General features: G+C 74.1%; 25 protein-coding genes. 4 read left to right on the forward strand and 21 right to left on the reverse strand.

Going from position 1 to position 25372, the window contains the following annotated elements; all coding sequences use genetic code 11:
- Positions 1-4: 4 nt before the first annotated feature.
- The 12 genes from ACYVAP_RS13290 to ACYVAP_RS13345 all read right to left on the reverse strand — a co-directional run bounded on the left by ACYVAP_RS13290 (position 5) and on the right by ACYVAP_RS13345 (position 10345).
- Entirely contained in the window at positions 5-721 is a 717-nt protein-coding gene (locus ACYVAP_RS13290; RefSeq protein ID WP_498861007.1) for a class I SAM-dependent methyltransferase, read from the reverse strand.
- Positions 718-1509 carry an ABC transporter ATP-binding protein gene (locus tag ACYVAP_RS13295; protein ID WP_498861008.1) on the reverse strand — a complete coding sequence of 264 codons (792 nt, stop codon included), beginning with the start codon at positions 1507-1509 and terminating at the stop codon, positions 718-720. The genes ACYVAP_RS13290 and ACYVAP_RS13295 overlap by 4 nt, the downstream gene beginning before the upstream one ends.
- A complete protein-coding gene (locus tag ACYVAP_RS13300; RefSeq protein WP_498861009.1) occupies positions 1506-2507 on the reverse strand; it encodes an ABC transporter substrate-binding protein in 1002 nt (333 codons plus the stop codon). The genes ACYVAP_RS13295 and ACYVAP_RS13300 overlap by 4 nt, the downstream gene beginning before the upstream one ends.
- Positions 2508-2530: 23 nt before the next feature.
- Positions 2531-3643 (reverse strand): FecCD family ABC transporter permease, encoded by a 1113-nt coding sequence (locus tag ACYVAP_RS13305; RefSeq protein ID WP_498861010.1) that lies wholly within the window; start codon positions 3641-3643, stop codon positions 2531-2533.
- A gap of 78 nt (positions 3644-3721) precedes the next feature.
- Positions 3722-4129, reverse strand: coding sequence for an ArsR/SmtB family transcription factor (locus ACYVAP_RS13310; protein ID WP_498861011.1), 408 nt, complete (start codon positions 4127-4129; stop codon positions 3722-3724).
- Positions 4126-4860: an urease accessory protein UreD gene (locus ACYVAP_RS13315; RefSeq protein ID WP_498861012.1), complete on the reverse strand. Its 735-nt coding sequence runs from the start codon at positions 4858-4860 to the stop codon at positions 4126-4128. Before ACYVAP_RS13315 ends, ACYVAP_RS13310 begins: the two co-directional genes overlap by 4 nt.
- Complete coding sequence (ureG, locus tag ACYVAP_RS13320) at positions 4860-5600, reverse strand: P-loop NTPase family protein (protein ID WP_498861013.1); 741 nt, start codon at positions 5598-5600, stop codon at positions 4860-4862. Before ureG ends, ACYVAP_RS13315 begins: the two co-directional genes overlap by 1 nt.
- On the reverse strand, positions 5593-6291 hold the full coding sequence (locus tag ACYVAP_RS13325) for an urease accessory protein UreF (RefSeq protein WP_498861014.1): 699 nt from the start codon (positions 6289-6291) through the stop codon (positions 5593-5595). The genes ureG and ACYVAP_RS13325 overlap by 8 nt, the downstream gene beginning before the upstream one ends.
- Positions 6291-7994, reverse strand: coding sequence for an urease subunit alpha (locus tag ACYVAP_RS13330; RefSeq protein ID WP_498861015.1), 1704 nt, complete (start codon positions 7992-7994; stop codon positions 6291-6293). The genes ACYVAP_RS13325 and ACYVAP_RS13330 overlap by 1 nt, the downstream gene beginning before the upstream one ends.
- Positions 7991-8350, reverse strand: coding sequence for an urease subunit beta (locus ACYVAP_RS13335; protein ID WP_498861016.1), 360 nt, complete (start codon positions 8348-8350; stop codon positions 7991-7993). Before ACYVAP_RS13335 ends, ACYVAP_RS13330 begins: the two co-directional genes overlap by 4 nt.
- Before the next feature lie 8 nt (positions 8351-8358).
- Positions 8359-8661: an urease subunit gamma gene (locus tag ACYVAP_RS13340; RefSeq protein ID WP_498861017.1), complete on the reverse strand. Its 303-nt coding sequence runs from the start codon at positions 8659-8661 to the stop codon at positions 8359-8361.
- Between the two features lie 4 nt (positions 8662-8665).
- Positions 8666-10345: a purine-cytosine permease family protein gene (locus tag ACYVAP_RS13345; protein WP_498861018.1), complete on the reverse strand. Its 1680-nt coding sequence runs from the start codon at positions 10343-10345 to the stop codon at positions 8666-8668.
- Between the two features lie 173 nt (positions 10346-10518).
- Here ACYVAP_RS13345 and ACYVAP_RS13350 point away from each other — a divergent pair, with 173 nt between their 5' ends.
- A complete protein-coding gene (locus tag ACYVAP_RS13350) occupies positions 10519-11358 on the forward strand; it encodes a formylglycine-generating enzyme family protein (protein WP_498861019.1) in 840 nt (279 codons plus the stop codon).
- A 151-nt stretch (positions 11359-11509) separates the two neighbouring features.
- On the opposite strand, the gene ACYVAP_RS13355 is transcribed toward ACYVAP_RS13350, so the two are convergent.
- The 7 genes from ACYVAP_RS13355 to ACYVAP_RS13385 form a co-directional block, all read right to left on the reverse strand.
- Positions 11510-13267: a glycoside hydrolase family 3 protein gene (locus ACYVAP_RS13355; RefSeq protein WP_498861020.1), complete on the reverse strand. Its 1758-nt coding sequence runs from the start codon at positions 13265-13267 to the stop codon at positions 11510-11512.
- 43 nt (positions 13268-13310) lie between these two features.
- Positions 13311-14675 (reverse strand): exo-beta-N-acetylmuramidase NamZ family protein, encoded by a 1365-nt coding sequence (locus ACYVAP_RS13360; protein ID WP_498861021.1) that lies wholly within the window; start codon positions 14673-14675, stop codon positions 13311-13313.
- 217 nt (positions 14676-14892) lie between these two features.
- Entirely contained in the window at positions 14893-15465 is a 573-nt protein-coding gene (locus ACYVAP_RS13365) for a TetR/AcrR family transcriptional regulator (protein WP_240811174.1), read from the reverse strand.
- Positions 15466-15638: 173 nt separating this feature from the next.
- Positions 15639-16979, reverse strand: a complete 1341-nt coding sequence (locus ACYVAP_RS13370; protein ID WP_498861022.1) for an MFS transporter — start codon at positions 16977-16979, stop codon at positions 15639-15641.
- Positions 16980-17247: 268 nt separating this feature from the next.
- Entirely contained in the window at positions 17248-18531 is a 1284-nt protein-coding gene (locus ACYVAP_RS13375) for an alpha/beta fold hydrolase (protein WP_498861023.1), read from the reverse strand.
- Positions 18532-18552: 21 nt separating this feature from the next.
- Positions 18553-19647 (reverse strand): LacI family DNA-binding transcriptional regulator, encoded by a 1095-nt coding sequence (locus ACYVAP_RS13380; RefSeq protein ID WP_498861024.1) that lies wholly within the window; start codon positions 19645-19647, stop codon positions 18553-18555.
- A 58-nt stretch (positions 19648-19705) separates the two neighbouring features.
- The gene (locus tag ACYVAP_RS13385) at positions 19706-20503 is read right to left on the reverse strand and encodes a sulfite exporter TauE/SafE family protein (RefSeq protein WP_498861025.1); all 798 of its coding nucleotides are present in this window, start codon (positions 20501-20503) and stop codon (positions 19706-19708) included.
- A 102-nt stretch (positions 20504-20605) separates the two neighbouring features.
- Here ACYVAP_RS13385 and ACYVAP_RS13390 point away from each other — a divergent pair, with 102 nt between their 5' ends.
- Both ACYVAP_RS13390 and ACYVAP_RS13395 read left to right on the forward strand, forming a co-directional pair.
- Positions 20606-21817: a sensor histidine kinase gene (locus ACYVAP_RS13390; RefSeq protein WP_498861026.1), complete on the forward strand. Its 1212-nt coding sequence runs from the start codon at positions 20606-20608 to the stop codon at positions 21815-21817.
- A complete protein-coding gene (locus ACYVAP_RS13395; protein WP_498861027.1) occupies positions 21814-22521 on the forward strand; it encodes a transcriptional regulator in 708 nt (235 codons plus the stop codon). The genes ACYVAP_RS13390 and ACYVAP_RS13395 overlap by 4 nt, the downstream gene beginning before the upstream one ends.
- A gap of 15 nt (positions 22522-22536) precedes the next feature.
- Here ACYVAP_RS13395 and ACYVAP_RS13400 read toward each other — a convergent pair whose 3' ends face one another.
- Positions 22537-23724: a class I SAM-dependent methyltransferase gene (locus tag ACYVAP_RS13400; protein ID WP_498861028.1), complete on the reverse strand. Its 1188-nt coding sequence runs from the start codon at positions 23722-23724 to the stop codon at positions 22537-22539.
- Positions 23725-23768: 44 nt separating this feature from the next.
- Here ACYVAP_RS13400 and ACYVAP_RS13405 point away from each other — a divergent pair, with 44 nt between their 5' ends.
- Positions 23769-24254: a P-loop nucleotide/nucleoside kinase family protein gene (locus ACYVAP_RS13405; RefSeq protein WP_498861029.1), complete on the forward strand. Its 486-nt coding sequence runs from the start codon at positions 23769-23771 to the stop codon at positions 24252-24254.
- Positions 24255-24275: 21 nt separating this feature from the next.
- Here the strand turns inward: ACYVAP_RS13405 and ACYVAP_RS13410 are convergent, their stop codons facing one another.
- Positions 24276-25265: a TerC family protein gene (locus tag ACYVAP_RS13410; protein ID WP_498861030.1), complete on the reverse strand. Its 990-nt coding sequence runs from the start codon at positions 25263-25265 to the stop codon at positions 24276-24278.
- Positions 25266-25372: the final 107 nt, after the last annotated feature.

Here is a 25372-nt window from a genome sequence, read left to right on the forward strand (position 1 = left end):
CTGCTCAGCCCTTCACTGCGCGATACCGCATCTGCAGCTGCGGTCGATGGCCCGAGGAGACGCCGTTGCGCCGGTCGAGCTCGAGCACCGCGGGCAGCGGATCCGCCGTGACCTCGGTGAAGCCCGCGGCGCGGAAGGCGGCCATCACCTGCTCGGGGTCCCCGGAGGCGAGGGCGAGCTCGGGGAGGGCCCCGCTCGCATAGGTGCTGCGGAAGTCCTCCCGGCGGGCGCCCTCGAGACCGTCGCCGACGTCGGCCCCGTCGGGGAACCAGGCGGAGTCCACCGCGACGACGATCCCGCCCGGGCGCAGCAGGCGGTGCCAGGCGGCGAGGGCGGCGGGCGCGTCGCGCAGGGTCCACAGCACGTAGCGGGAGACGATCGCGTCGAGGCTTCCGGCGGGCAGCGGCGGGTCCACGGCGTCGCCGGGTAGGAAGCGCACGGGCGAGCCCTTCGCGCGGGCCGCCTCGAGCATGCCGGGGGCGAGGTCGATCCCGATCACGCGGTGGCCGAGCCCGGCGATCGTGATCGCGGCATTGCCGCTGCCGGTGCCGACGTCGAGCACCTCGAGCGGGGCGCCGCCCGGCTCCGCGCGCAGCCCCTCCGCCCAGACGGTGCGCCACACCTCCTCGGCGCCCTCGGCGCGGGCGCGGGCCGTCTGCTGGGCGTCGTACTCCCCCGCCCAGCGGGACCAGTAGGCGGTGATCGGGTCCTGGATGCTCATCGGGTCCCCTCGGCGGGTCGCGGGTGGTGGAAGAGGAACTGGACGGTGCCGTCGGCGGCGGCGAGCGGCTCGGCGCCCACGGCGTAGACCCGCTCGAGCTGCGGGCCCTGCAGGACGGCCGACGGCGGCCCGCTCGCGAGCAGACGACCCTCGTGGAGCAGGGCGACGCGGTCGCAGTAGCGGGCGGCGAGGTTGAGGTCGTGGAGGACGACGATCGTCGCGAGCCCGAGGCCACGCACCACGTGCAGGACCTCGTGCTGGTAGCCGACGTCGAGGTGGTTGGTGGGCTCGTCGAGCAGCAGCACCTCGGGCTCCTGGGCGAGGGCGCGGGCGATGAGCACCCGCTGCCGCTCGCCGCCGGAGAGCTGCGCGACCTCGCGGCCCGCGAGGTGCAGGGCGCCCACACGCTCGAGGGCGCGGGCGGCGACCTCCCGGCCGCGGCCGGCGCCCCGATGGGGTGTCCGGCCGAGGAGCACGAGGTCCGCGACGGTCATCGGCAGCTCCCCCGCGCTCTCCTGGACCACGATCGCGAGCCGCCGCGCCCGCTCCCGGCCGCCGATCCGGGAGAGCGGCCGCCCGCCCAGCAGCACCTCCCCGCGCTCCGGCCGGAGCGCCGCGGTGAGCAGGCGCAGCAGGGTCGTCTTGCCGCTCCCGTTGGGGCCGACGAGGCCGAGGACCTCCCCCGGCCGCACCGCGAGGTCCACCCCGCGCAGCACGGGGTGCTCGCCGAAGGAGCGATGCACACCGCGCACCTCGAGCAACGGCGGTGCGGTGGAGGATGCGCTCACGAGGCGCCCCCGTCGAGCCAGTCGCCGAGCCGCTCGGCACCGTCGACGACGAGCGGGGTCGCGGGCTCGGTGAGGTTGAACAGCTGCGCGAGCACCCGCCCCTCGCGCACGGCGCGCAGGGAGCCGAGGGCGTGGGTGCCCGTCACCTCGGCGATCACGTCGGAGCCGTCGCCCTCGCCCTGGTAGAGGATCACGAGGTGGTCCGGGTCCGCGTCGATGAGCGCCTCGGTACTCGCCTCGAAGACCCGCTCCGCCGTGCCCGCGAAGACGTTCTCGAGGCCCACGGCCTCGAGCTGCGGGGAGGCCATGGAGGCGGCGCCGTAGGCGTACAGCGGCCCGCCGCCCACGGTCGGGTAGAGCACCGCGCAGGTGCCGCCGCGACGTGCGGCGGCCGTCTCACGCACCGCGTCGAGGCGGGAGGCGAGGGTCGCGATGAGCTCCTCCCCCGCGTCCTTCCGGTCGAGGACCTCGGCGTGGAGGCGGATCTCGGCGTCGAGATCGTCCCAGCTCGCGGCGGGGGCGTCGCCGCAGTAGACGGTCTGGACGAGCACCTGCGCGCCGGCGGAGGCGAGGCCCTCGCGGGTCACGCCGTCGGGGAGGCCCAGCACGAGGTCCGGGGACTGCGCGATGACGCTCTCCTGGTTGATCTGGAGATGGCCGGCTCCGTCGATGTCGTCGGAGAGCACGGGGATCGCGTCGACCCGCTGCGCGAGGTCCCCGTGGATCGTCTCGGGGTAGGAGGCGGGCGGGAACACGCCGGCCTTCGCGATCACGCGGTCGAGCACGCCGAGGCCGTCGAGCACGGTGACCGGGGCGGTCTCGAGCAGCACGATCCGCGTGGGGACGGCGGGCAGGGTCACGGAGGAGCTGCAGTTCTCGAGGGTGAGCGGGTAGGTGGTCGTGCCCTCGCCGTTCGCGGCGGCGGCGGTCCCCGAGGCAGGGGACGGCGCCGCCGTGCAGGCGGCCAGACCCCAAGCCGCGATCGGGGCGAGGGGCACCAGGAGTGCAGTACGGCGGCGCATCACGCTGCCACCCCTCGGAGGCGGCGCACGAGCACGACGAGGAAGGGGGCGCCGACGAGCGCCGTGATCACCCCGATCGGCAGCTCGCGCGGGGCGAGGACGACGCGGGCGAGGGCGTCCGCCCAGAGCAGGAACAGCGCGCCGAGGAACGCGGCGGCGGGGACGACGCGGCGGTGCGGGCCGCCCACGAGGCGCCGGGCGAGGTGCGGGACCACGAGCCCCACGAAGCCGATCGCGCCGGCGGCGGCGACCGCGGCGCCCGTGCACAGGGAGACGACGACGAGCAGGGCCACGCGGGCGCGGTCCGGGCGGATCCCGAGCGACCAGGCCGTCTCGTCGCCTGCGGCGAGCGCGTCGAGCACGGGGCCTGCGGCGGTGAGGATCAGCAGCCCCGCGACGGCGGCGAGCACGGCGAGGCCGAGGAAGAGGTCCCAGTGGCCGAGCGCGAGCGAGCCGAGCATCCAGAACATGACGGAGCGGGAGCCCTCGGCGGTGTCCGCCGTGAAGACGAGCAGGTTCGTGATCGCGGTGAGCACGTAGCCGACGGCGACCCCGGCGAGCAGCAGCCGCAGGGAGGTGACCGCGCCGTGCGAGCGGGCGAGGACGAGCACGAGCAGGGCGGCGGCGAGGGCGCCCGCGAAGGCGAGTGCGGGCTGGGCGGCGGCGCCGAGGCCGGCCCCCGCGCCGAGCAGCACCGCGGCCGCGGCGCCGGTCGAGGCGCCGCCGGAGATGCCGAGCACGTAGGGATCGGCGAGCAGGTTCCGCACCATGGCCTGCAGGGCCGCGCCGCACAGGGCGAGGCACGCGCCGACGGCCGCGCCGAGCACCACGCGCGGGGCGCGCACGCCCCAGATGATCGCGTCCTCCGCGAGGGTGGCCTGCGGGTCGACGGGCAGCCCGAGGTGCGCGGCGATGATCGCGGCGGCGCGCAGGGGCGGCACGAGCACGGGGCCGATGCCCGCGCACACGAGGACGCTCACGGCCGTGGCGACGCCGAGGCCGAGGATCCAGGCGGCGGCGCGGCGGTCCCGGGCGCGGGTGCCGAGCGGGTCCCGCGCCCCCGGGAGGATCGAGGAGGCGGCAGGCGCGGGTGGCGCCTCGAGTCGGGTCATGGTTGTGGATCCTTGCAAGTATCGGGACGGACTGCGACGGGTTGCCACGCCTTGGCACCCGGGGGTGCAGTGACGGGGTCAGGTGCGGCGGTGCTCCACGCCGGGCAGGTGCTCGGAGCCGATCTCGTGGAGGATGCGATGGCCCAGCGGATCGGCGAGGTGGTAGCGCACCTCCCGGCCCTGGCGCTCGGTGCGCAGCCAGCCCGCCTCGCGGAGCAGGGCGAGGGCGTGGGAGGTCGTCGAGTCGTGCGCGTCGGTCACGCGGGCGATGTCCGAGCTGCGGATCCCCGGGTGCGCGTGCACGGCGAAGAGGATCCGCAGGCGACGGGGATCGGCGAGCACCGAGAGGCGCTCGGCGAGACGGTCGAGGTCCTGCCCGCCCGAGAGCAGCGCGGCGGTCGCACGCACCGGGTGCTCGCCCTCGAGGGTCGAGGGGCCGACGGGGGCGTGCTCGTGCGCGTGATGGTGCGCGTGCTCGTGGGTCATGCCCCGTCCTCCCCGGCGCCCACCGCGGGCGCCCAGGACTCCATCATCGCCGCCACGCCGGTCGCGTGCGCGCTCGCGCCGAGCGCGCGGCCGATCGCCCCCGGCTGCTCGAGGTGCAGGACGCGGGGTCCGACGGGGTCAGCGTGGTCGACGGGCGCCTCCGGCGGGCGGCGGCCGAGCAGCAGGGCCGTGTCGAGCACCCGGTGCCCGCCCAGCACACCCGGTCGCGGGGACGCGCCGTCCAGATCGAGGTGCTCGATCAGCAGCGGGGTGCCGCTCGTGCTTCGGGCCTCGAGGGCCGTCGCGAGGCGGCCGCCCCGCTCCCCCGTGCGGCCCAGCACGAGGGTCTCGCGCAGCAGCAGCGCGGCGCCCTCACCGAGGGTGATCGCGGTGCGCCGACGGACGTCGGCCCCGTCGGTCACGACGAAGGGGTGCGCGCGCCAGATCAGCCGTGCGCCCACCCCGAGGCGGATGCGCACGTCGAAGCGGCTGGGCACGCCCGTGCTCTCGTAGGCGACGGTGCCGCCCACGTCCTCGATGCCGAGCGTGCAGCCGTCCCCCACCTCGACGTCCACGGCGACCTCGTCCCCGCCCAGCAGCGTCGCCCCGCTCGCGACGAGCGCGACCTGGGCGGAGGTCCCGCCGCGGGAGACGAGGCGCGGCTGCAGCAGGCCCGGGGCGAGGTGCAGGCGCACCGGCCCCGCGGCCCGCTCGACGGCGATCCGGGTCATCAGGCGTGGGAGTGCTCGTGCGGGTGCTCGTGCTCGTGGTCGTGCGTGTGCTCCTCGCCGTCGGCGTGGAAGTGCGGAGCCATCGGGCCCGGGTCCTGCGGCTCGTGGGTGCCCCCGCGGTGCGCGGCGAGCATCGCCAGCACCCAGGCGCGCAGCTCCTGGACCGAGGCCTCGTCGCTGCGGGAGAGAGCGAGCACGGGGCGGCCCTCGCGCGCCTCGAGGGCGTCGGCGACCATCTGCTCGACGTCGACCCCCACGTAGGGGGCGAGGTCGATCTTGTTGACGACGAGGAGGTCCGCGCGGCCGATGCCGGGGCCGCCCTTGCGGGCCACGTCGCCGCCGCCCGCGACGTCGAGCACGAACAGCTGTGCGTCCACGAGCGCCGGCGAGAAGGTCGCGGTGAGGTTGTCGCCGCCGGACTCGACGAGCACCACGTCGAGCGGGTCGAAGTCCGCCTCGAGCTGCTCGACGGCCGTGAGGTTCGCGGTGACGTCGTCCCGGATCGCGGTGTGCGGGCAGGCGCCGGTCTCGACCGCGCGGATCCGCTCCGGGTCGAGCACGCCGGCGGAGCGGAGGAAGCGGGCGTCCTCGTCGGTGTAGATGTCGTTGGTGATGACGCCGAGGCGCAGCTCGCCGGCGAGGGCGCGGCACACGGTCGCGATGAGCGAGCTCTTGCCGGTGCCGACGGGACCGGCGACGCCGAGCCGCAGCGAGCGGGTGGGGGTGACGGGATCAGGCACGGAACAGCCTCCTGGGCAGTGCGGACTGGGCCTCTGCCCAGTCCTCGGTCTGGGGTGCACCGGCGCTCGGGAGGAGCGCCGGGTCCTGCAGCGCCGCGAGCGGGCCGACGTGCGGCTCCATCGCGGCGCAGGCCTCGAGCACGAGCGCGGCGCCCGCACGGGGGTCACCGGGCTCGAGCTTGAGGAGGGCGGCGACGACGGTCTGCGCGTCGTCGTAGGCGACGAGCCGCACGAGCTCCGGAGCGGGCAGCCCGGCGGCCGCGGCGACGAGACCGAGCACGACGGGGCGGGGCCGCGGGGGCGCACCCGCTGTGAGGGGCGGGATCGCGCCGGGCCAGAGGACGTCGGCCAGGCGGCGCAGCCCGTCGCCGAGCACGCGCGTGATCTCCCGCTGGGCACGGCCGGGCGTGCGGGCCGCCCACTCCGCCTCGAGGGCGGCGAGCGCGGGCGCGAGCTCCTCGGGGGCGCAGGTGAGGGCGAGGTGGCGGGCGAGCACGGCGGTGCCCGCCTCGACCCGGGTCACCGTCACCTGGCGGGAGGCGAGGTAGGCGCCCACCTCGCCCCGGCACAGGCCGTCGCGCAGCGCCGCCTCGAGGGCGTTCGAGGAGACGTGCGCGCCCGCGGGCAGGCGGGAGTCCGCGAGCAGCATCGCGATCGTCGCCGGCGCCGGCGCCGAGGAGAGGGCCGGCATCAGAACATCTGGTACAGCTGCGCGAGCGGCAGGGAGCTCGCCGGGGCCGGCACGACCCGCTCGCCGTCGATGCTGATCTCGAAGGTGTCCGGCCGCACGTCGATGCGGGGCAGGGCAGTGTTGTTCACGAGATCCGCCTTCGTCACCTCGCGCGTGGAGGCGACGGGCAGCAGCTCGCGGGTGAGGCCCAGGCGCTCGCGCAGGCCGTCCTCCACCGCGGCGGGCGCCGCGAACGAGACGGAGAGGTGCCCGCCGATCGCGTCGCCGAAGGCGGGGCGCTGCATCACGGGCTGCGGGGTGGGGATCGAGGCGTTCGGGTCGCCGAGGCCCGCCCACGCGATCATGCCGCCCTTGATCACCAGGTCCGGCCGCACGCCGAAGAAGCGCGGGTCCCAGAGCACGAGATCCGCGAGCTTCCCCGGCTCGACGGAGCCGATGTGCGCGTCCACCCCGTGCGCGATCGCGGGGTTGATCGTGTACTTCGCGACGTAGCGGCGGGCGCGCTCGTTGTCCGCCGGGAGGCCGCCGCCGAGCGCCCCCACCCGGTGCTTCATCACGTGGGCGACCTGCCAGGTGCGCGTGATGACCTCGCCGATCCGGCCCATGGCCTGGGCGTCGGAGGAGGTGATCGAGAGGGCGCCCATGTCGTGGAGCAGATCCTCCGCGGCGATCGTCGTGGCGCGGATGCGGGACTCGGCGAAGGCGAGGTCCTCGGGGACGGAGGGCTTGAGGTGATGGCACACCATGAGCATGTCGAGGTGCTCGGCGACCGTGTTGACCGTGTGCGGGAGGGTCGGGTTCGTCGAGCCGGGCAGCACGTGCGGCAGCGAGGCGATCTCGAGGATGTCCGGGGCGTGGCCGCCGCCCGCGCCCTCGATGTGGAAGGCGTGGATCGTGCGGCCGCCGATCGCGCGGATCGTCGACTCCACGAACCCCGACTCGTTCAGCGAGTCCGAGTGCAGCGCCACCTGCAGGCCGTGCTCCTCCGCGGCGCGCAGGGAGGCGTCGATCGCCGCGGGCGTCGCGCCCCAGTCCTCGTGGACCTTGTAGCCGGCGGCCCCGGCGAGCGCCTGCTCCGCGAGGCCCTCGGCGGAGACGGTGTTGCCCTTGCCGAGCAGCAGCACGTTCACGGGGAGCTGGTCGAGCGCCTGGTGCATGCGGCCCAGGTGCCAGGCGCCCGGGGTGACCGTGGTGGCGCGGGAGCCCTCCGAGGGGCCCGTGCCGCCGCCGCCGATCGTCGTGATGCCGGTCGCGAGCGCCTCGTGGATCTGGGACGGCGAGAGCAGGTGCACGTGGGTGTCGAAGGCGCCCGCGGTGAGGATCCGCCCCTCCCCCGCGATGACGTCCGTCGACGGCCCGATGTGCAGGGACGGGTGGATCCCGTCCTGCACGTCCGGATTCCCCGCTTTGCCGAGCGCGACGATCCGGCCGTCCCGGAGGCCGACGTCCGCCCGCACCACACCCCAGTGATCCAGCACGATCGCATTCGTGATGACGGTGTCCAACGCACCCTCGGCGCGGGTCGTGACACCCTGCGCCATCGACTCGCGGATCGACTTGCCGCCCCCGAACACGGCCTCCTCGCCGCCGAACGTGCGGTCCTCCTCGATCTCGATCCAGAGGTCCGTGTCCCCCAGGCGCACCTGGTCGCCGGTCGTGGGGCCGTAGAGGGCGGCGTAGCGCTCCGCGTCGATGCGGCTCATCGGCGCTCCTCCCGACCGTCGGCCCCGCCGTCGCGGATCTGGATCCCGGGCACGTGGCCGCGGCCGCCCAGGCGCACGATCGCCACCTGCCGGGAGGCACCGGGCTCGAGCCGCAGGGACGTGCCGGCGGGCACGTCGAGCCGGAAGCCGCTGGCGGCGTCCCGGTCCATGGCCACGGCGTCGTTGACGTCCGGGAGGTGGAGGTGGGAGCCGATCTGGACGGGCCGGTCCCCCGTGTTCTCCAGGACGATCCCCCGGACGTCCGACGGGTCCGCGCGACGGTTCAGCTCGCGCGTGCCGGGCCGCACCCGGATCGCGCCCGGGCCCGTCGGCCCGACGAGTTCACTCTCGCTCATCGCGCTCCTCAGGCGATCGGGTGATGGAGGGTGACGAGCTTGCGGCCGTCGGGGAAGGTCGCCTCGACCTGGACGTCCGCGAGCATCTCCGCGACGCCGTCCATGACCTGGTCGCGGGAGAGCACCTCGCGGCCGGAGACCATGAGCTCCTCGACCACCGCGCCCTCGCGGGCCCGCTCGATCACCCAGGTCGACAGCAGCGCCACCGCCTCGGGGTGGTTCAGCAGCACACCGCGGGCGAGGCGGTCGCGCGCGACCATCCCCGCCGTCGCCAGCAGCAGCTTCTCGGAATCGGCGGGGGTGAAGCGCACGGACTCACTCCTTCGGCAGGACGTGCTCGCCGGTGCGGTCCGTCGTGAGGGCGAGCGAGCTGAGGTAGAGCTTCTCACCCCCGGGGCCGGGCACGGCGGAGGCGATCATGTCCGGGCGCTCGAAGTCGAGTCCCGTGACGGCGCAGGTGAGCGTCTCGCCGGAGGGGTTGCCGTCGGCGTCGAACATCGGCAGGTCGATGCCGTCGTCCGTGCGGCGCAGGTAGTAGCGACCCCGGGTCGCGATCGCCATGAGCGGGGTCGCGACCACGGCGATGCCCACCGCGAAGAGCGGGGAGAAGGGCTGGACCGCGGCGCCGAAGGCCCCGAAGAAGATCGCGATCGAGATGCCGCCGGAGAGCACGAGGGACACGATGCCCACGGGGTTCCAGTCGTAGAGCATGCCGCGACGGAACTCCGGCACCTTCGGGGACAGGCGCAGCACGTATTTGTTCAGGACGATGTCCGCTGCGACGACGCAGATCCAGCTCATGGCGAGGTTCGCGTAGAAGGACAGGATGCCGTTGAGGAAGTCGAACATGTTCGCCTCCATGAGCACGAGCGCGATCGCGAGGTTCACGCCGAGGAACACGAGGCGGCCGGGGTAGCGCTTGGTGAGGCGCGTGAAGGAGTTCGTCCAGGCGAGCGAGCCGGAGTAGGCGTTGGTGACGTTGATCTTCACCTGCGAGATGACCACGAGCACCACGGCGAGGGTCATCGCGAGCCAGGCCGGCATGAGCTGCTCGTAGGTCGCGAGGAACTGCTGGACCGGCTCGTTGGCGAACTCGCGCGCACCGGGCACGTTCGCCACGAGGTAGACGGCGAGGAACATGCCGAGGATCTGCTTGGTCGCGCCGAAGAGCACCCAGCCCGGGCCGCCCAGGATCGTCGCCGCCCACCACGAGCGGCGGTTCTGCGCGGTGCGGGGCGGCATGAAGCGCAGGTAGTCGATCTGCTCGGCGATCTGCGCGATGAGCGAGAGGCACACGCCCGCGGCGAGCATCGCGGACGCGACGTTCACGCCCTCACCGGACTCGCCGGTCCAGGTCAGGAAGGTCTGCACGGAGTCCGGGTGGGAGATGACGAGGTAGGCGACGGGGATGACCATGAGGATCAGCCACACCGGGGTGGTCGCGACCTGGAGCTTCGCGAGCACCTTCATGCCGTAGATGACCAGCGGGAAGATCAGCAGCGTCGAGATCAGGTAGCCGATCCAGCGGGGGATCCCGAGGCCCAGGTAGAGGCCCTGCGCCATGATCGACCCCTCGAGCGCGAAGAAGATGAAGGTGAACGACGCGAAGATGACGTTCGTGATCACCGAGCCGTAGTAGCCGAAGCCGCTGCCGCGGGTGATGAGGTCGAGGTCGAGGTTGTAGCGGGCCGCGTAGTAGGCGAGCGGGAAGCCGCTGAGGAAGATGATGAGCGCGGCGACGAGGATGCCGAGCAGTCCGTTGACCGTGCCGTGGGTGAGGCCGATGTTCGCGCCGATGGAGAAGTCCGCGAGGTAGGCGATGCCGCCCAGCGCGCTCGTCGCGACGACGGCGGGCTTCCAGCGCCGGTAGGAGCGCGGGGCGAAGCGGAGGGTGTAGTCCTCGAGGCTCTCCGCGGTCGCGGCGGAGGCGTCCGCCGTGGCGGAGGAGGCCGAGGGTGTGCTCTGCGGGGACGGGGCCCGGGTGTCGAGACTCATGACGGCTCCTCACGGGGGTGGACGGAGGGCAGACCTCCGCCGGGGACCCCTGGAACGTAGGGAGGAGCGGGGTCCTGGCCCCCCGCCCAGGAGTGCCGTGACCTGTTCGTGACCAACGGTCTCGTCCCTGCGAGACCCCCGGGAGGTTTCTCGGAGCGACCTACCGTGAGGTCATGACGCTCGCCGCCCCTCCCCTGATCCTGCCCGTGGGGCAGGTCAGCTCCCGCGGCCTCGCCGCCGTGCCCGTGGACCCCGAGCAGCTCGAGGGGCTCCGGGTCGACGAGGCCTGCGTGAGCGTCGCCGAGTTCGCGACCTTCGCCCGGGAGACCGGCTACGTGAGCGTCGCGGAGCGGGCCGGCGCCTCCGCCGTCTTCTCCGGGCTGCTGCGCCCCGACCTGCGCCGCGCCTCCCCCACCGTGCCCGGCGCGCCGTGGTGGCGGCTCGTCGAGGGGGCGGACTGGGCACATCCGGAGGGTCCCGGGTCCGACGTCGCAGCCGGGACGCACGCCGACGCCGGCCGCAGCGACCGCGCGGATCATCCCGTCGTGCATCTCGCCGCGGAGGACGCCGAGGCCTTCGCCGCCTGGTGCGGGATGCGCCTGCCCACCGAGGAGGAGTGGGAGCGCGCCGCGCGCGGCGGCCTCGAGGGGACCCGCTACCCCTGGGGCGACGAGCTCGTGCCCGACGGCGAGCACATGGCGAACCTGTGGCAGGGCTCCTTCCCGCTGCGGGACACCGCGGAGGACGGCTACCGCGGCACCGCTCCCGTGCGCTCCTTCCCGCCGAACGACCTGGGACTGTACGAGGTGACCGGGAACGTCTGGGAGTGGTGCGCAGCGGATGCCGCGACGGGGGCGCGCGCGGTGCGCGGGGGCTCCTACCTGGGCCGGGAGGACTCCGAGACCGGCTGCGGCATCGCCGCGCGGGCCACCCGCGAGGCCGCCGCGACCCGCGGGGACACGGGCATGCGGCTCGTCACCGACGGGGCCCTGCCGTGGACCCCCGCACGATGAGACGGGGCCTCAGCGGCGTCGTCGCGCCGCCCTCGGCAGCGCAGGGCGAGAACCCGCCGCGGCACGGGCGGGTGCGCGCCACCGCCGCGCCGGGCAGGTCCCCCGACCCGCCCGGCGCGATGGTCCCCCCACCCGCTCCTCGCGGGACCGGTCAGCCCAGACCGGCCCCGTACGCGAAGGCCTCCCCCGTGCCGTCCGCCGTCGGGATGGCGACGGGCAGGCGACCCGCCGGGCTCACCCGGCCGATGACGATCCCCGCGAGCGCGCGCAGGGAGCACCGGGCATCGGAGTACAGGGCGATCGAGGTGTCCACCTCCCCCACGTGCACCACGTCGTAGGGGTTCCGCAGGGAGGCGTGGAGCACCGGCGTGCCGGTCGCCGCGGCGTCCTCGACGGCCGTGACCTGTGCGGCCGGCGTGACGAAGGAGCTCGAGGAGGTCAGCGCCACGGCGAGGTCCGCCCCGGCGGCGTCGGCCGCGGCGCCGCGGGAAGCCTCGAGCCCCCGGTCCTCGAGCGCGGCGACGAGGGCGTCCTGCACGGCCGCGCTGCCCGCGCCGAGCACGACGACGCGCGCGCCGCGACGCAGCGGGAGCGCCGAGCCCTCCACGAGCAGGGTCGCGGCGTCCCCGGCGATCCTCTCCGCGGCGCGCAGCGCGTCGCGGCCGCCGAGCTTCCGCTCCGCCCGCCCCGGGTCCACCTCGGGCGCGCCGTCGAGCAGACCGCGCCGGGCCTTCTGGCGCAGGATGCGGCGCACGGAGGCGTCCAGACGCTCCGCGGTGATCTCCCCCGACTCGACCGCGGCGCGCACCCCGCCGATCGCGACGGCGAGGTCCGGCGGCATGAGCATCTGGTCCGCGCCCGCGAGGATCGCCTCGACGGGGACGCGGTCGTCGCCGAACATCGTGCGCACGCCCTCCATGGCGAGGGAGTCGGTGACGATGACGCCCTCGAAGCCGATCTCCTCGCGCAGCACGCCCGTGAGGATCGGATGGGAGAGGGTCGCGGGGACACCGGAGTCGTCGAGCGCGGGGACCACGATGTGCGCGGTCATGATCGCGTCGACGCCGTCCTCGACCGCGCGGCGGAAGGGCGGGAGGTCGATCTCGTCGAGTTCCTCGCGGCTGTGGTCGATGACGGGCAGGCCCACGTGCGAGTCGGTCGCGGTGTCGCCGTGGCCGGGGAAGTGCTTCACGGTCGCGGAGATGCCGCGCTTCTGCGCCTCGCGCAGCTGGGCGCTCGCGAGATCCGCGACGAGCCCCGGATCCGCGCCCACGGAGCGCACGCCGATCACGGGATTCTGCGCGTTGACGTTGACGTCGCAGAGGGGGGCGTAGTTCTGGGTGAAGCCGACGGCGGCGAGCTCGTCGGCCGTGATGCGGGCGGCCCTGCGGGCGTGCACCTCGGAGCGGCTCGCGCCGAGCGCCATCGCACCGGGCAGGGCGGTCGCGGGGGCGGGCAGGCGCTTGACCACGCCGCGCTCCTCGTCGATGCCGATCATGAGGGGCACCTCCCCGGCCTCCGCCGCGGCGCGCTGCGCCCCGGCGGTCCAGCCCGCGGCCGCCTCGATCGAGTCGACGTTCCCGGACCACGCGAAGGCGATGAGCCCGCCGACGTGATGGGTGGAGATGATCTCCGCCGTGGTGGCGACGCCCGCGCTCGTCGTGTTCTCCTCGCGCTCCTCGTCCACGGTGGCGCCGTAGCCGACGGCGATGAAGAGCTGGCCGATCTTCTGCTCGGGGCTCATCGCGGCGAGCCGCTCCTCGACCCGGGCGTCGAGGTCTCCCCCGTGATGGCCGCCCTTCGCGGGGGCGGCGACGGCGGGTGCGCCGGGGGCGAGCGGGACGGCGGCGGCGCCGAGCACGGCCGCGGCGCCGAGGCCGCGACGGGTGAGCTGCGGGGAGCGGGTCATGGGGACTCCTGGGGTGGGGAGGGAGGTGCGGGGACGGGACTGCTCAGTAGAGGCGGTGACGGCGGGAGGCGCGCTGGAAGGCGCGCACGTCCTCGCGCCAGGCGCGGACGATCGACTCCGGGTCCTCGCCCGCGTCGAGCATGAGCCGGGTGCGGGTGGTGCCGGAGAGCTTGTCGATCCAGCAGACGTCCTCCTCCGTGCGGCACTTCTCCCCCTCGCGCCAGTCGACCTCCTCGACCTCGCGCAGCAGGGCCGAGAGCACGTGGATGCCGGTGCGCACCGGCTCGTAGGCCTCCTCGTCGACGAGGTGGATCTGCACGCCGCCGCAGAACTCGCCCGCATGCTTCGAGGTCGTCGGCGTCGCGAACATCGGCCGGAAGCGCACGCCCGGGAGCTCCGCCGCGTCGAGGGCGCTGATCACGGCGTCCACGAGCTCCTCGGTGAGGAACGGGGCGCCGAACCACAGGAAGGGCGTGGTGGTGCCGCGGCCCTCGGAGACGTTGATCGCCTCGATGAGGCCGGTGCCGGCGTAGACGATCGCCGTCTCCCGGGTGGGCACGTTCGGCGAGGGCAGCACCCAGGGCAGGCGCGCGGCCGCGGCGGCGGGGTCCTCCGGGTCGTAGCCGGTCATGGGGACCACGTCGAGCTGCACGCCGCCGTCCAGGAACTCCTCCGCGAAGTAGGTGGCGAGCTCGCCCGCGGTGAGACCGTGGCGCTGGGGGATCTCCTTCAGCCCCACGAAGCTCGACAGCGCCGGGTCCAGGAGGAAGCCCTCGACGTCGGTGCCGAGCGGGTTCGGCCGGTCCAGGACCACCACCCGCTTGTCGTTCTCGCCGGCGGCCTCGAGAAGGTAGTAGAGGGTCCAGATGTAGGTGTAGAAGCGGGCGCCGATGTCCTGGATGTCGAAGACGAGCACGTCGAGATCGGCGAGCATCTCCGGTGTGGGCTTCTGCGTGGCGCCGTAGAGGGAGCGCACGGGCAGGCCGGTGCGCTCGTCGACGTAGTCCTCGACGCTGCCGCCGGCGGGCTCCGCCCCGCGCACGCCGTGCTCCGGGCCAAAGAGCGCGACGAGCTCGAAGCCGCCCTCCTCCTGCGCGTCCACGAGCAGGTCGATCGTGGAGGTGAGCGTGGAGTCCGTGCCGGTGGGGTTGGTGACCAGGCCGACCTTCGCGCCCTCCAGCAGGGAGAGCTGATCGCCCTCGAGGAGGTTCTCGACGCCGAGCCGGAACCGGTGCCTGCCCTTCCCCTTGCCGTTCCCCTTCGCGGGCGCGGAGGGCGCCGCGGCGGCTGCTCCTGCGGTCGCGAGCACGGCGCCGGCCGGCAGCGCGGAGAGGCTCGTGAGGACCCGACGGCGGCCGGGGCGGGACGCGGTGGATGCGGAACTTTCTTCCATGCTGCGTGATGCCACGGGGACTCCTGGAGGACCTCGGGAAACGGGGACCCCGACGGTCGTCTCGCCTGCCCGACCTCCGGGAACCCTGCATGACCGGCCTCATCGCCGATCACGTGCGGGATGGATGGTCACGCTAGCAAGCGTGACGCCGGCGGACAAGGGTCACCGTGACACCGCAGGCGCGCGGCGCGTTCCGGCCGCCGGCCGTCGCAGTGGAAGTTCCTTCCGGACGTCAGGCGCTCGGGGTGGTGCCCCAGGTCGCCTTGAGGTCGTCCACGTACTGCCGGAGGATCGCGACCATGTCGACGGAGTCGTCGAGCAGCCACTGCACCTGGAGACCGTCCATCAGCGCGACCATCTGACGCGCGATCGTGCCGACGGGGGCGTCGGCACGTACACGGCCGAGCTCCTGGTCCCGGATCAGGCACGCGGAGAGGGAGGCGAGCACGTCCCGGAAGTGGCCCGCCATCCAGGGGTGCGCGGGGTGGTCCTCGGTGACGGCCTCCCCCACCATCGTCGTGTAGAGGAGAACGAGCTGGTGCCTCGTGGAGTTCACGGCCGCGACGTCGACCAGCTGGTCGAAGCACGTCCACGCTTCGTCGTCGAGCCGCAGGCCGCCCTCGTTGTCCATGACGTCGCGGTAGGCGAGCACGGCGCCGAGGAGCGCCTTCTTCGAGGGGAAGTGGTGGGCGAGGCCCGAGGGGGAGATCCCTGCGGCCTCCGCGACCTGGGACATGGAGGTCGCCGCGAAGCCCTGGCGCGCGATGAGATCGACGGCGGCGCGCAGCGCGCTCTCCCTGATCACGGCGGAGTCCTGGCCCCGGGGACGACCGGGGCGACGGCGGGCGGTCCTGCCTCGTTGCGGGACAGCAGTCATGGGAGACCCTTCGGCACGGGAGGGATCGCCATCGACCCCCCGGGGACGCCGGTGCCGGAGCGGCGAGGCCGCTCCGGCACCGGTTCATTGGTACGGGCTCACTATTTCACGGAGCGGATGAACATCGTGAGCACGGCGCCGATCACGGAGGCGATCAATGCGGCGACCAAGAGCGCGGTGAAGTTCGTGCCGTTGCCCAGGTTCGCGAGCAGGAAGCCGCCGAATGCAGGAGCGAGAGACTGCGGCAGGGCGTTGGCGATGTTGAAGACGCCGAGATCCTTGCCGACCTCCTCGCGATTCGGGAGCACCTCGAGCACGAGCGCGAGGTCCACCGCGCCGTAGACACCGTAGGCGAGACCCATGATCGCCTCGACCACGTAGAAGGCAGAGACGGTGTCGGCATGCAGGAGCATGTACGTGCCGATGCCGAACACGAGGATCGAGACGGCCACGAGGGACTTGCGTCGACCGATCTTGTCCGAGAGCCAACCGCCACCAAGGCTCGCCACCATCGCGGCGACCGTGTAGATCGTGACGCCTGTGGCCACGGCGGTCGTGGCCGAGCCGGCCTCGAGCCCCAGATGGTTCGTCATGTACTGCAGACGGAACGTCGTGAACATATAGCTGGCCAGGATGATCATGAACCGACCACCCCAGGCGAGGGCGAAGTCCGGGTAGCGGATCGGGTTGCGCCAGAAGGTGGTGATCAGCTGCACGAGGTTGAAGGGATGCCGGTTCTGCGTGAGCACCGGTTCCGGGAGCATGAAGGCGTAGATCACGACCATCACGAGCCCGAGCAGCGCCGGCACCATGAACAGCATGACCATGCTGTCCTTGAACACGGGCACCATCCACGTCGCCACCATGACGGCGACGTTCGCGGCGATGTTCACGAAGCCCGAGACCTTGCCGTACTGCCGCTTGGGCAGCTGATCCGAGAGGGACGCGGTGAAGGCCGCGAAGGCCATGTTCGCCGTGGCCTGGGCGAGGAACCAGCCGATCGCCATGAGCAGCGCGCCCGGAGCGAGGGCGATCAGCAGGAGGCTCAGCGTCATGCCGAGGATGCCGGCGATGATCCAGGGACGGCGACGACCGAAGCGGCCCGTGGTGCGGTCGGAGATGCGCCCGCCGACGGCATTGAAGATGACGGCGGCGAGTGCGCCCGGTGCGATCGCGAAGGCGGTGATCGTCGCCTGCTGGGCGGGATCATCGGTGAGGGTCTGGGCCTTGTAGGCGATGGAGACCGTCGCCGGTCCCATGAGCCCGACGAAGATGCCCATCTGCCCCAGCACGATGCCGAGCACGAACCACCAGGGCTTGACCTTGTCGGGCTCGATGCCGAGGTGCGGGATCGGGAGCTTGGGACCGATGCGGTTGGGGCTGCCCTGGAGGTCGATCGTCGGATCAGGGGCGAACCCGATGCCGGGGTCATGAGTGGTCACGAGAGGACTCCTTCGTCACGTGGCGCGCATGCGTCGTTGCAAGTCGCTCGCTGCGACCTGGAGGAGATTATTAGTGCCACGCCACTAATTTGTCGATGCCGAACCATCCAGTGGTTGGTTTTGGGTCGGACGCGGCGCCGCGCCCCCTCCATGACCTGCGGCGCCCTGCGCGCTGTGTGAGCGAGCACACATGGCCCGATGCCGCGCAGCGGGACGCGACGCCGCCCCGGAAGGGCGACGCCGCGCTCGGTGCTGCGAAGGACGCGGCTCAGGCGGCGCGACGCCCCGCCGCGAGATCCAGCAGGTGGTCCAGCACGCCCTCGCCGCTCGCGCGAAGGCCGTTGTGCTCGAACTCGCTGGTCACCCAGGTGCGCATCTGCGGCAGCAGGGCCGCCGTCGCGAGCGAGAGATCGCGCGGCACGTAGGCGTCCTCGAAGTAGACCGCCGCGGCGGCCGGGACCTCGGCCGCGCGCAGGGCCTGCTCGTCGTACAGCCGCGGCCACGGGTGCGCGGCGAGGATCTCCGCCGCCTCCGCGAAGGGGGCGAGCTCGGGATCCTCGGTGATCGCCTCGTGATGCATGTGCTCCCCCGCGAGCAGCGTCGGGTCCTCCCGCACCGCGGAGGGCATCGTCCGCTCCGCGGCCCAGGCGGTCGCGGTGCCGTCGGCCCAGCAGGACTCGTGGATCACGGCGTACAGCGGGTTCCGCCCGCCGAAGGGCAGCGCCGCGGCGAGGTCGTGGGCGAAGGCCGGGGAGTCCGGGTCCAGGTCCAGCAGCAGGTGCAGCCTCTCCTGGCCGGAGGAGGCGCCCAGCAGGTGCCCGAGCCGGCGCAGCCGCTCCACGCCCACGGTCCCGCCGGGGACCCGCAGGGTGCCCACGGCGGCGCGGTCCGCGAGCGCGCGGAAGCGGTCCCGGTCCCCCGGGAAGCGGTCCCAGTAGCGCTCGGAGCGCACGGCCATGCCCTCCCAGGTGAGGCGGTAGGCGGCCTCCATGTCCGGGCCCACGCTCGGCAGCCCGCCCGTGAACAGCGCCGTCTCCACGGAGCTCGCGTGCGCGCTGAGGTAGCGCAGCGCCGTGAAGCCGCCGAAGGACTGCCCGAGCAGGCTCCAGCGCTCCGCGCCCAGGTGCTCGCGCAGCAGCTCCGCGTCCCGGGCGATCGCGTCGGCCCGGAAGTGGGTGAGGTACTCCGCCTGCTGCTGCGGGCTCGCCTCGCGCAGGGTCGCGGCGCCGTCGGCCGCCCCTTCCGGCAGCGGCGCGTCGAGGCCCACCGGGGTGGAGCGGCCGGTGCCGCGCTGGTCCAGCATCACCACGCGGAACTCGCGCAGCGCGCGGGGCAGCCAGGGCGGGGTCGAGGCGTCGAGCGGGCGCGGTGCCTCCGAGCCGGGGCCGCCCTGGAGGTAGACGAGGTAGGGCAGGTCCTCCCCGCCGGGGGCGGTGACGATGCGGGCGAAGAGCTCGATGCGCGGCGAGGCCGGGTCCGCATGGTCCAGCGGGACGGGGAGGGTGACGTCGGTCAGGTGGAGTCCGGGCAGGGACCAGGTGGTGGCGCTCATGGCCTCAGCCTAGGCCGCAGGTCAGGAGGGGACCGCGGCGTCGGCGTCCCCCTCGGCGACGCCGGCGCCGTCGCGGCTGGTGCACCCGGGGAAGAGCTCCCACTCGAAGGTGTGCAGGGTCCCGGGGCGGTCCGTGCGGTCGCGGGCGCGGTCCACGACGACCTCCGCGATCCGGGAGAAGACGTCCTGGACGCCGAAGTAGCTGATCGCGCCGAAGTACAGCGACTCCTCGGGCACGTCGCCGATCGAGATGATCTCGAGGTCCTCGGGGGTGCGCAGGCCGACCCTGTCCGCCGCGCGCTGCAGGGCGATCGCCTGGTAGCCGGTGTAGCAGATCACCGCCGCGGGCCGGTCCGGACCGGCGAGCCAGTCGAGCGCGGAGAGGTACGTGGCGCGGTCGCCTGGCTCCGTGGTGCGCACGAGCCGCTCCTGCGGTCCGTCCCCGTGCTCGCGCACCGCGTCGAGGAACGAACCCAGGCGCGGGCGGGGCGGCTCGTCCCCCGCCGGCACCGGGTGCGGCGCGAGCAGGTGCACCACCGGGTGCCGGGACCGCAGGAGGGCATAGGCCTCCCGCATCGCCGCGAAGGGGGTCGAGGAGATGACGTCGAAGCCCTCCGGCTCCATGTGCGCGGTGAAGGCGACGATGCCGGTCTGCGTCCCCACCGCGAGGCGACGGGTGAGCGAGGGGCCGTCCGGCGTGAGGTCGATGCTCGTGATGAGCGCGGCATCCGTGGAGGCGCCCTGGAGGTACTCGAACCAGCGCTCGTCGGCGAGGACGAGGGTGGAGAGGTCGTGCGGGAGCGCGGTCGCCCGCACCTGCCGGGTCAGGCTCACCCCCCACGGGTCCCCGAGGGCGCTCAGCGCGAGGACGATCCCCCCGCCGCGGCCCGTGCGCATCGCCTGCGCATGGCGGTTGGGGACGTAGCCGAGCTCCTCCGCGGCGGCGCGCACCCGCTCCTTCGTGCGCGGGGAGCCGGCGGAGCGCAGCCCGCCGCGTCCGGAGAGCACGAACGACGCCGTGGCGATCGAGACCCCCGCCCGTCGGGCGACGTCCGCCAAGGTGGTCGTGCGGCCGCGCCCCCGCGCGGATCGTCCGGACCCTGTCCCCGTGCTCATGCTCGCCCTCCCCCGGCATCGCCCCCGAGAACGCCGCGACCGGCGCCCGCCCTCGATGCTATAGGCGCCCCGCGCTCCTGCCGCGGGCCTTCTCCGCATCGTGACCTCCGGTGTGGGGATCACCGGGCGAGGGCCCCGATGATCGGGCCACCGTCTGCAGCAGCAGGATCACGCCGATGATGCCGAGCGCCCAGGAGAGCGCGCTCGCGGAGCTGCCCACCGCCCAGGTGTGCACGCGGCCCAGGGTGCGATCCGCGCGGGAGCCGAGCAGCAGACGGATCCCGCACAGCACGAGCGCCGGGGCGATCATCAGCAGGCAGTACCCGGTGAGCACGAGGGCGCCCACGCCGAGGCCCACCTCCTGCTCCGCGAGGATCCCCATCGCCGCGAGGTACGGGAGCATCGACGCGGCCTCGATCGTCCCCGCGAGCAGGGCGAGGCCCACGACGGCCCGCGGACTGCCGAGCGCGCGGCCCGCCCGCTCCGTCCACCTCCGGGCCGAGGCCTCCGGGTCCCCGCCGCGGCGGCGCACGGCCTTGGGGTCCGTGCGGAAGGACGCCCACAGCAGCGCCGCGCCGACCACGGCGATCAGCACCGTGCCCACGGTCCCCGCGAGCACGCCGCGCAGCGACTGGGCGAGCGGGAGCAGACCCGCGAGCAGGGCCACGCCGAGCACGAGGTAGAAGACGCCGATGACGCCGAGGTAGAGCAGGGTCCCGCGCACCACGTGCCGCGCACCGCCCGTCCCGGAGACCAGCAGGATCAGCGGGACGACGAGCGTGCCGATCGACGTGCCGTCCAGCAGCGCGAGCCCCACGAGGGCCAGCGGGGTGAGCGTCTCCGGGCTGAGGTCCATGCCCCGATGCTCGTGCGGACCGGGCCGGAAGGTCCTCCTCCGAAGGTGCCGATGAGCGCCGTGGCCCTGCTCACGGCAGCCCCGCGCCCGTAGGCTCGACGCGTGCCCTCCTCCTCCGACCCGGTCCCGGCCTCAGGCGCAGCGGAGAACGAGCCGCTCGACGTGCGCGCGGCGGCCGGCTACGCCGTCGCGGTCCTCGCGCTCGCGGCGATGGGCCTGGTCAACCGGCCGTTCCTGCGGCCCGACGACCCCTGGTCGCTCGGCATCTCGCTGCCGCTCATGCTCATGGCGGCCGCCAGCACCCTGTGGCGACGGCGCGCGCCGGCGGTGACGCTCGCCGTGGCCACGCCGCTCGCGGTCGCCGAGCTCCTGGGCGGCGGGCAGATGTCCGCGTACGTGCTGCTCTTCGAGGCCCTGTGGTGCCCCGTCGTCCACGGGCGGCTTCGCCTCGCCCACCTCACGACGCTCGCCGCGGCCGCCGTGGGCGCGGTGCTGGTCCTCGCCGCGGGGCTGCTCGTGCGGGACCTCGAGGCGCTGCTGGGGGTCACTGTCGTGCTCTCGATGGTGGTGCTCGTGCCGCTGCTGTGGGGATGGGAGGTGCGCCATCACCGCGAGGCGCGCGCCACGGCGGAGTCCCTCGCCTCCCTCGAGCACGAGCTCGCCGCCGAGCGCGCGGCCCTCGCCGTGGAGTCCGAGCGCCGGCGCATCGCCCACGACCTGCACGACGTCATCGCCGGTCACCTGAGCGCCGTCTCCCTGCACACCTCCCTCGCCGCGGACCTCCCGGACGCGGCCTCGCGCGAGCGCTCGCTGCGCACCGCCCGGGACTCCTCCCGCGCGGCCCTGCGGGACCTGCGCTCGATGATCGGCGTGCTCACCGCGGAGGAGGGCGCGGCCCCCACCGCGACCCTCTCCTGGGGCTCCCTCGGCGAGCGCCTGCGCGGCGGGCTGCCCGGTGCGGAGGTCCGGATCGATCCGGCGCTCGACGCCGCCGCAGGGGACGCGGGCATCGAGCCCGCCGCGCAGGCCGCTCTGCTGAGGATCGGCGCGGAGGCGGTCACGAACGCGGTGCGGCACGGGGCCGCACCGGCCTCCCTCACCGTCACCCTCGACGGGGAGGACCTCCTGCTCGCCCTCGACAACGCGATCCCGCCGGGAGCGCCCCCGCCCCGGGCCGATGGCGTGGGCCGCGGCGCGATCATCGCGCGCGCCGGGGCCGTGGGCGGCGAGGCCCGCAGCGCGCCGGACCCGTCGGCCCCCACCCGCTGGAGCGTCCGCGCCCGGCTCCCCGCGACCGGAAGGATCCCCGCATGAGCACCGTCCCCCCGCCCGATCCCCGCCCTGTGCCCGATGCCGCCGGCCCGATCCGCGTCGTCGTCGCGGAGGACCATCCGGCTGTGCGCTCCGGTCTGGTCGCACTGCTCTCGAGCGCCCCGGACATGGAGGTCGTCGCGGAGGCGGCCGACGGTCCCGCCGCCCTCGCGGCCGCCCGGGCGCACCGACCCGACGTGGTGCTCACCGACGTGCGGATGCCGGGCGCGACGGGCATCGAGGTGACCCCGCAGCTGCGGGAGACCGGCGCGAGCGTGCTGGTGATCTCCGGGTTCGACCTCGACGAGTTCGTGCTCGGGGCGCTCGCCGCGGGGGCCGACGGCTACCTCGTGAAGTCGGAGGAGCCCGCCGCGATCCTCGCCGCCGTGCGCGCCGTGCACCGGGGCGACGCGGTCCTCTCCCCCGCCGCGACCCGCGCCGTCGTCGCCGCGCTGCGCGAGCCGGCCGCGGGCCCCGCGCAGGCCGCCGTCGGCTCCCCCGCGCTCGCGGGCCCGCCGCCGCAGTTCACGCCGCGCGAGGAGGAGGTGCTCGGGGCCGTCGCCCGCGGGCTCAGCAACCAGCAGATCGCCGACGAGCTGTTCGTCGAGATCACGACGGTGAAGTCCCACCTCACCCACGCGATGCGGAAGCTGGGCCTCGACTCGCGGGTGCAGGCGGCGCTGTGGTGGCACCGGCACCACGGCTGAGCAGGGGCCCGCGGATCAGGCGGCGGGGCGGAGCCTCCACAGCGAGGTGACCTCGCGCGAGCGGGCGGCGTGCAGCGGGTCCAGCTCGTCCTGTGAGCGCGGGTGCCGCGGCGCGGTCTCCTCCCGGCCCACGACCTTCAGCCCCGATGCCTCGATCCTCCGCTCGAGCTCGCCGCGACCGCGCAGGTGCAGGTGCTCGGCGAGGTCGGAGAGCACGAGCCAGCCCTCGCCGCCGGGGCTCAGGTGATCGGCGAGACCGGCGAGGAAGCGCCCCAGCATCGCGGAGTCGGCGTCGTAGATGCCCAGCTCGAGCGGGGAGGTGGGCTCCCCCGGCAGCCACGGCGGGTTGCAGACCACCAGATCCGCGCGGCCCTCGGGGAAGAGATCCGCCTCGAGGACCTCGACCCGGTCCGTGAGCTCGAGGTGCTCGACGTTCTCCTTGGCGCACTCCACGGCGCGCGGGTTGATGTCCGTCGCGACCACGCGGGCGGCGCCCCGGCGGGCGAGCACGGCGGCTAGCACGCCGGTGCCGGTGCCGAGGTCGAAGGCCGTCAGGTCCCCCTCCCGCGGCAGCGGGGCGCGGGCCACGAGGTCCACGTACTCGGAGCGGGAGGGGGAGAACACGCCGTGACGGGGGTGCACGCGGGCGCCCAGCGCGGGGACCGGCACGCCCTGCACGTGCCACTGCCAGGCGCTCAGCACCCCCTGCAGCTCGTTGAGCGCGACGAGGGTCGGCTCGCCGAGGTCCCCGTAGGCCTCGCGGCAGGCCTCCGCGGTGTCCGGGGCGCGGCGCAGGTCCAGGCGCAGCTCCTCGTCCAGGAGCACCACGAGGCCGGAGAGCACGAGCGAGCGCTGCGCCCGGTCCTCGCGGTGCGCGCGGAACCGGCTCGCGAGGTCGATGTGCGCGGGGACGGTGCCGTGGTCCATGCGGCGGCCCACGGCCTTCAGCAGCTGCCGCGCACCGGGGAAGTCGCCCCGCCACAGCAGCCCCTCCCCCGCGCGCAGCCGGCGCAGGGCCGCGTTCGCGGTGATCGCGTCGTCCACGACGGTGAGGCGCTTCGGGGCGGGCGCACCGTTCTCGGAGTGCCAGCGCGCGGTGCGCTCCGTGCCGTGCTCGGTCCAGCGGACCATCGTCATCGAGAGCTCCTGGGATTCTGCGAGGGCGAGCCCGACGGGGGCGTCCTCGCGACGGGACCGTCCCATCGGGACCCCCAGTGTCCCAGGTCCCCGGCTCCTATCCTGGCCCGATGAGCCATGTGGTGCTGATGTGCGGCGCGGCGGGCGCCGGGAAGTCCACCGCTGCCAGGGAGCTCGAGGCGCGCGGCCTGTTGCGGCTGTCCGTGGACGTGGAGGCCTGGGAGCGGGGTCTGCGCCGCATGCCGCTGCCCGATGACGTGGGCCAGGAGATCGTCGCGGACCTGCAGCGACGCCTGCTCGAGGCGGTCGCGGCGGGGCGCGACGTGGTCGTGGACCTCTCCTTCTGGTCGCGGGCGATGCGGGAGGAGTGGCGGGCGCTGCTCGCCCCCACCGGCGCCACGGTCGAGATCCTCCACGTCGTCACCGACCGCGGCACGGCGCTCGCCCGGCTCCGCGAGCGCGCGGGCGCCCACGCGGACGACTTCGCGCTCCCGCCCGGCCTCGCCGAGCGGTACCACGAGAACTTCGAGCCGCCCGGGCCGGACGAGGGACCGGTGACGGTGCTGCGCAGCGACGGCCCGCCCACCTCAGCCTGACCTCGGGCGGCGACCGGAGGGTCAGGGCGCGTCGGCCGTGACCTCCTCCGGTCGCTTCCGCGTGGACCACAGGCTCGCGACCGTCGCGACCGCGATCGTGGCGCCGATGAACAGCAGCGAGAACCAGATCGGGATCTCCGGCACCCACAGCAGCGGCTCGCCGCCGTTGACGAAGGGCAGCTCGTTGACGTGCAGGGCGTGGAACACGAGCTTCACGCCGATGAACGCGAGGATCACGGCGAGGCCCTGGGCGAGGTAGACCAGGCGCTGCAGCAGCCCGCCGAGCAGGAAGTACAGCTGGCGCAGGCCCATGAGCGCGAAGGCGTTCGCGGTGAAGACGATGTAGGCCTGGTCGGTGAGGCCGTAGATCGCGGGGATCGAGTCGACCGCGAAGACCAGGTCGATGAAACCGATCGCGATGATCGCGAGCAGCATCGGGGTCGCGAAGCGCCGACCGTCCTTGCGGACGCTCAGGCGGTCGCCGTGGTACTCGTCCGTGACGGGCAGGACCCGCTTGACCAGGCGCATGAAGCGGCCGTCGGCCGGATCGGCGTCGTGGTCGCCGAAGGCCTGCCGCCAGGCGAGGACGAGCAGCAGCGCGCCGAAGAGGTAGAAGATCCACGAGAAGTTGCTGATGAGGGTCGCGCCCACGGCGATGAACGCGCCGCGCATGACCAGCGCGATGACGATGCCGATCATCAGCACCTTCTGCTGATAGATGCGGGGCACGGCGAAGCCGGTCATGAGGATGAGGAAGACGAAGAGGTTGTCGACGCTGAGCGCCTTCTCCGTGAGGTAGCCGGCGAAGTACTCGCCGCCGAACTGCCAGCCGGAGACGAGGCCGATGCCCACGCCGAACAGCAGCGCGAGGCCGATGTAGAACGCGGACCAGCGGGCCGATTCGCCGATGCTGGGCCCATGGGGCGTGCGCACGTGCACGAGGAACTCGAACGCGAAGAATCCGACGGTGACGGCGATCGTGATCGCCCAGACGAGAGGAGTGATCTCCACAGGGGCCTCCAGGGACCGGGGGTCGAAGGACGGGTGCCAAAGTCTCCTTCGCCCCGAGATCCCGAGGCCGACGGCCCGGGCCCGCGCGAGCGGGCCGTACTGACGAG

This window comes from Brachybacterium horti, from assembly GCF_054777615.1.